Origin of the sequence: Caldalkalibacillus uzonensis (genome assembly GCF_030814135.1) — a bacterium.
Classification (GTDB): domain Bacteria; phylum Bacillota; class Bacilli; order Caldalkalibacillales; family Caldalkalibacillaceae; genus Caldalkalibacillus; species Caldalkalibacillus uzonensis.
In genome coordinates this window covers 155,256-161,255 of sequence record NZ_JAUSUQ010000010.1, presented here as the reverse complement: position 1 = coordinate 161,255, position 6,000 = coordinate 155,256, and the positions used below count along the sequence as shown (strand labels likewise).

The 6,000-nt window shown below is 45.5% G+C and carries 5 protein-coding genes; all 5 read right to left on the bottom strand.

Going from position 1 to position 6,000, the window contains the following annotated elements; all coding sequences use genetic code 11:
* Positions 1-117: 117 nt before the first annotated feature.
* Positions 118-951, bottom strand: a complete 834-nt coding sequence (locus J2S00_RS13855; protein WP_307340925.1) for a carbohydrate ABC transporter permease — start codon at positions 949-951, stop codon at positions 118-120.
* The gene (locus J2S00_RS13850) at positions 948-1,835 is read right to left on the bottom strand and encodes a carbohydrate ABC transporter permease (RefSeq protein WP_307340922.1); all 888 of its coding nucleotides are present in this window, start codon (positions 1,833-1,835) and stop codon (positions 948-950) included. The genes J2S00_RS13855 and J2S00_RS13850 overlap by 4 nt, the downstream gene beginning before the upstream one ends.
* 75 nt (positions 1,836-1,910) lie before the next feature.
* Positions 1,911-3,251 carry a sugar ABC transporter substrate-binding protein gene (locus J2S00_RS13845; protein ID WP_307340919.1) on the bottom strand — a complete coding sequence of 447 codons (1,341 nt, stop codon included), beginning with the start codon at positions 3,249-3,251 and terminating at the stop codon, positions 1,911-1,913.
* Between the two features lie 92 nt (positions 3,252-3,343).
* Complete coding sequence (locus J2S00_RS13840; RefSeq protein ID WP_307340916.1) at positions 3,344-4,885, bottom strand: family 10 glycosylhydrolase; 1,542 nt, start codon at positions 4,883-4,885, stop codon at positions 3,344-3,346.
* Positions 4,886-5,009: 124 nt separating this feature from the next.
* Positions 5,010-5,921: an N-acetylmuramic acid 6-phosphate etherase gene (gene murQ / locus J2S00_RS13835; protein ID WP_307340912.1), complete on the bottom strand. Its 912-nt coding sequence runs from the start codon at positions 5,919-5,921 to the stop codon at positions 5,010-5,012.
* Positions 5,922-6,000 lie beyond the last annotated feature (79 nt).

Genomic DNA, 6,000 nt, shown 5'->3' with positions numbered 1-6,000 from the left:
GGGCTTAGTTTCCTATTGCCTTTTTTCGCTACACCTCCGTTAAAGCAGCGATTTTGTTCAAATTAGTCTCTTGACATCATACCGCTGCTCTTTTTAAAAAAGCACTCCGTTTAACACTTAAGTGTTAACCGATCCTTGGACCAGCCCTTTAGTTAATTTGCGCTGAAACAAAATGAAGAATAACAACACTGGAATGGTGGCGATCGTGGAAGCAGCCATCACCCCACCATAATCGGCGGTAAAACGGCTGAAAAACTGCTGTAAAGCCAAGGGAAGCGTGCGGAGACGATCATCCTGAATAAAGGTGACAGCAAAAACAAACTCGTTCCAGGCCATGATGAAGGCAAACACGCTGGTTGCTGAAATGCCTGGCCAAGCCAAGGGTAGAACCACCTTGCGGAAAGCTTGCATTTGCGTGCAACCGTCTATTAATGCTGCCTCTTCAATTTCAGCAGGAATAGAGGAAAAATAACTCCTCATCATCCAGATACAAAAAGGAAGAGCAAAGGTCAAATAGGTGATGACCAACCCCACCAGAGTGTTGACCAGATTTAACTTGCTCAGCACAATAAACAGAGGAATAAGCAGAACAACCACAGGAAACATTTGCACGCTGAGAATGGTCAACAATATTAAGTTTTTGCCTTTAATGTTAAACCTTCCAAGGGCATATCCTGCTAAACAGGCGATCATGGTGCCCATTAGAGTAACGATTCCGGCCACGATTAAGCTGTTTGTAAAATAGACCCAAAAGTTGGCTCGCAAAAAAATTTTTAGATAATGTTCCAGCGTCATGGTGTCGGGCCACAAACTAGGCGTGGAACTGAAAATATGAGCAGCAGGTTTTAAAGAACTAACAACCATCCACCAAAAAGGAAACACGGATACAATAAATACAATGAGTGCAAACAAGTAAATCAGCACTTTTTGCAAAGGGCTTTTGTTGCTCATGCTCTCACCTCCTTATCCTCTCTAAACAGGCGAATATAAGAAATAATAAACGCCATTAACACTAGGAACATTAGCATAGCAATGGCCGAAGCCTTGCCAAAGTTTAGAACATTAAAGGCCTCACTCCAAGAATATAAGGACAACACATAAGTGCCCCGCGCCGGTCCTCCTTCAGTCATGACATAAATTTGATCAAAAATTTTGAAATTCCAGATGGTGGACAGGATAAACAAGATTAAAAGCAGCGGCTTTAATAGAGGCAAGGTAATATGGGTTAACTTCACCCAGCTGTTGGCACCGTCAATCTCTGCTGCTTCATACAACGAGCTGGAAATAGACTGAAACCCAGCCAAAAGGGAAACAGCGATAAAAGGGAAACTCTGCCATACTACCATTAAAAATATAACAAAGAAGGCCGTAAACGGCTGATTAAACCAGGCAAAACCATCAAACATGTCCAGCCCCAAACGTGTCAGCCCGTAATTAACCACACCGTACTGATCATTAAACATCCAACGCCAGACTATCCCACCTGCAATAGAAGGAAAAACCCAGGGAATCAGAATCACAATACCCAAAAGTTTACTCCCCTTGAAATTTGTATTCAGTAATAAAGCAACCAGCAGACCAACCAGCATGGTGGCACACACACATGCAAAACCGAGCATAACCGTATTGCGTAAAACAGTCCAAAAAAACGGATCGCTTAAAACTTGTTTATAGTGTTCAAAACCTATCCATTCACTCATCCCGGTGACCAGAGAATACATATTATATTCACGAAATGAAATGAAGAAGGTGTTGAGCAGTGGATAAACAGTCAAACTTACAATAAGGAATAAGGCAGGTGACAATAACAGCCAAGGCAGCCATTTATTTCTCATCGTTCAAACCCCATTTCAGCTAGCAGGCTGGCAGTTCAGCTGCCAACCTGCTTTGTTTTACCCATTTCTTTTTACTTATTCCTTCTCAAATGCGTTATTCATGGCTTCAGCTACTTCGTCAAGGGCCTCTTGAGCCGTTTTATTGCCCAACATGATTTCTTGCACAGCAGTAACAAACAGGTTATCACCCTCAAATTGCCCCCAAGATGGACTGGCTGGATAGGAACGTCCGTGGACTAATGCATCAGCAAACACTTTTAAATGTTCATCTTCATGAAAAACCGGATTATCCAATCCTGCCAGTGTCCCCGGGAAAAACCCAGTCAGTTGTGCCCATTCAGCAATATTATCCTCCTGTAACAGGACATTCACATAGGCCGCAGCTAACTCCGGGTGGGAGGACTGTTTAAATACGGCAAGATTTGATCCACCCACAAAACTGGCATTATTGGCTTTGGATGGCAACGGGGCCACACCAATCTTATCGGCGATCTCCGAATTTTCGTTGATCATGGCATTAATCCCCGGGGCCACGTCAATGGTCATGGCCAGGTCTCCCTGAGCAAAAGCCTGCCGTGTGTCCAGCACAGACCAATTGACAGCCCCTTCAGGAACATATCCTGCTTTATACAGGTCCGTGTAGAACTTAAAGGCTTCCACTGCCTCAGCTTCATTTATCTTGGAAACCCAGCGCAATTCATTATCGTCCCCTTCTTCCAATACAGCCAACTCACCTCCAAAATGCCATACCATAGGTAAAACAAAGTGCTGCGATATCCCCACTGCAGGAAAGGCGTAGGCATCAGTGTTCTGCATAATCGCTTCGCTCACGGCAAGAAGTTCATCATATGTCTCGGGCACTTCAACGCCAGCTTGCTCAAAAATGTCTTTGTTGTAAATCAACTGCCTCAAACCAGCGTACCAGGGTATGCCATATAAATTCTCCATATAAGTGCCCGCTTCTTCCAAGGCAGGCACCCAGCCGTCTGCCAATCCCCAATCATTAATATACGCATTCATTTCCAGCAAAGCTCCCATGGCGGCAAACTCCGGAACCCAGGTGGTCCCCAGCTCTGATACGTCAGGGGCATTTCCCCCGGCAATGGCTGTGATCAAATTTTGATGGGCGGAAAGCCAGGGAATAAATTGTACATCGACCTGAACATTGGGATATCGTTCATTAAACTGGGCATTAATCCTTTCAAAATAAGCCTGCGCTTCCTCTGGTGAACCGGTTTCCATAATCCACACCCTTAAAGTTGCTTCAAGGTCGGGGCTACTATCTGAATCGGCCGGCCCTTCATTTGTCTCAGGAGCGCTGTTATCACCACCGGTCTGTTCGGAAGTGCATCCGGCGGCTAAGAGGACGAATACCAATAACAAACTTAAACCAAAGTAACAGTAACGCTTTTTCACAGAAATGCCCCCCTTATCTGTTTTACATGTTAAACTCCACACCAGACTGAAATAGGAAAAACCTGGCAAATATTTATCACTAAGATATCTTTTTACTGGGTTAGCTCCGCTCTAGTCACTTGCCGTGGTTTAATGGTAAGCTGCTGGGCATGTTTGTGTCCATTTATCTCTACCCGGTAATTCCCTGGTTTTAGATCTGTAACACTAAAATAACCATTTGCGTCTGTTAAAAGTTCAGCCGCAACAGGTCCATTGTTTCCTCTGCGCAACAGGACATGGACACCCGAAAGGGGCATCTTTCCTTCCCCTTGCAGTACCTGTCCTAAAAGGTGCCCATGAGGCGCCTTTTTCCAGGCAGGTTCCGGTACAGGAACGGGTGCAGCAAACGGAGGTTCATGGTTGTTTAGGTCCGTCGCTTCGTGAAGCATTTGAATAATCTCCCCGCGTGGCGTACTATCATTACTCCATACGTTGTAAACATACAGGCTTATGCCTTCTGCATGACGGCCAGCCGGGGACGGTTGCAGCGCCCGCTGTATCTGCGATAAACTGTCTTTTGGTGCGTTAAGATAAAGAGCTGGTCCAATAACGATCCCCCTGTTGCGGGGCAAATCCTTTTGCCACTCAATCCAAGCATCATATCTTGCTGCCCGGGTAGGATCAGCATCTGGATCATAATTCATAACGAATGCGTAATCCAAATACCCTTCCTGTACCCAGCGTTTCCAATCTTGATGGGCACGCTGAACCGGATCCATTGCCCACCACTCGGTGTGCCTTGGATCGTCAAACCCCCACGAAACAACCGCAGCGGTCAGCTTGGCAGCGCTATCAATCGCCATCATTTCCAGATAGACGCGTTTAACCAGTGTGTTCACTTGCTCTGTTTTCCACTCCAGCCAGTGTGGATCTGCTGGATCGGGACGGTCTGTACGACCTGTTTCTTCTTGAAAGCGTTGTAGTGATGTGGGGTTATAACCATACCAACCCTTTGGGTTTCCTGCAGCATTTTCCGGATAGCGGATATAATCTAAATGAACACCATCAACATCATAGTTCCTAACAATATCTGTCACCATCTCTACCACATGATCCCTTGCATCAGGATGCCCTAAATCGAGATAGGGTTGCATACGGTTGCCAACAGAACCATCATAGCCCCTGGTCACCCAGGTTTGATCATCAGCTGCATCCGGTCCGTGGAGATTCCAAATATGATTGGGATCTTGCGGTTCTCCTCCGTATATGGGGTGCCACATCGGACCGACCACTACCCAGGCATGGACCTCAATGCCTTTTTCCCGCGCTTTTTCGATCAGATAACCAAGCGGGTCAAATCCTTGTGGAACTGCAGGGTCTTCAGTAAATGGCAATACGTCACTCCGGTAGTAAGCATCATGTCTCCGGCTCACTTGAGCAACAATGGCATTCATGTTGGCCTGGCTGACATCTTCAACCAACTGGTCAATTTCCTCAGGGGTTTTTAACCCAGGTGCGAAAGCTTGCACCCAAAAGGCACGATAATAACCTTCCTCATTATGCTGGGCATCGGTTGGATGTGCTTCAACCTGCACTGCGCCTATCACTAAAACTGTAAAGATCCCCATCATTATCACCTTTTTAAGTTTAAACATTATCACTCTATAACCTCCCAGTCATGGCATCCTTTCATGACCAAACCCTGCTTTAGCATTAATAGTTTAAATTTTTAGAATAAATTATTTGCAATTTATCACCACCTTTCCTTGTTTCAACGGTTTAAAAATGTAACAAACGGGTAATTGCTTCCCGCACAAACCCCTTACTTTGTTGAAGGGATTCTACTGCCTGTTGGTAAGTACAACCCGTTTTGATCATGACGATAGCCGGCTTTACTTCTTGTTGGGTCTGTTCAAGCACCAACACTGCTTCCTCGTAAGTCACCCCGGTAATAGCCATCAGGATTCGCCGGGCACGCTCGCGTAATTTCCGGTTACTGGCATGTAAATCAACCATGAGATTCTCATAAACTTTGCCCAGTTTAATCATCGCGGCAGTACTAATCATGTTCAGGACCATCTTCTGTGCAGTGGCAGCTTTGAGACGCGTCGATCCTGCTAACACTTCAGGACCGACCACCACCTCAATGGTGTGATCTGCATACTGACTTACCAGTGCCTGTTTATTGCAAGTTAATGCAATGGTACAGGCTTTCCTTTGTCTTGTGTATTTCAAACCTTCAATCACAAAAGGAGTCCTTCCACTGGCCGTAATGCCGATAACAACATCTTGAGCTGATAATCCCCTTTCCAGCAGGGCATTAACTGCTTCTTCACCGTCATCCTCCGCCCCTTCTACCGCCTTATACATAGCAGTGGGCCCACCTGCAATAACGGCCTGAACGAGTTGCTCGTCCACACTGAACGTCGGGGGACACTCCGCCGCATCCAACACACCGAGACGTCCGCTGGTACCAGCACCGATGTAGAATAGTCTTCCTCCTCTGTTGAGGGCCTCATATGTAAGCTCAACTGCCCTTTCAATTTGAGGCAGCACTCGCCTGACTGCTGGAGCTATAGATGAATCCTCGCTATTCATGATTGTTAAGATTTCATATGTGGTCATCTTGTCAATCTGCAGAGAATGTTTATTACGCTGCTCGGTAGTTAAATTGCTTAAATTAAACTCCATCATATCCCAACCATTCTGAAATAATATTTTATATAAATTATATATATTTAAAAATGATAATTCAATATTAATTTTGAAC